We start from the raw sequence: 422 nt of genomic DNA on the forward strand, positions 1-422 counted from the left end.
GTTCTATACTATGTTAGATAGAGGCCTCTGTGTGTTTGTTTACAAAAAAAATGTAAAGGCTTCAATTCCTCTACTCTGTTTCAAGCGTTTCTTCAAATTTCCTAAAGAATAGGTCTGCCTCATCCTCAAGTGAATGTTCGTCAATATTCTCAGGTAAAGGTGGCAGTTCATCTAAACTATTTAATCCGAAATGGTCTAAGAAAAATTTCGTTGTTCCATATAAAATCGGTCTTCCAGGACCTGGCGCTCGATCTACTTCTTTTATTAACAACTTAGAGGAAAGAGTGTGAATTGCTCGATCTGATTTCACTCCTCTAATTTCGTCAATTTCCATTCGCGTAATTGGCTGCCTGTAAGCTACAATTGCTAACGTTTCAAGCGCTGCCTGTGACAAACTCGAATGGAGAGGAGATGCAGCTAGC

General features: G+C 39.3%; 1 protein-coding gene. It reads right to left on the reverse strand.

What is annotated here, in order from left to right; genetic code table 11:
* Positions 1-70: 70 nt before the first annotated feature.
* The coding region (gene scpB / locus KH400_RS21410) for an SMC-Scp complex subunit ScpB (RefSeq protein WP_217228089.1) at positions 71-422 on the reverse strand (352 nt) is incomplete at its 5' end.

It is taken from the genome of Desertibacillus haloalkaliphilus, assembly GCF_019039105.1.
Lineage (GTDB): Bacteria > Bacillota > Bacilli > Bacillales > KJ1-10-99 > Desertibacillus > Desertibacillus haloalkaliphilus.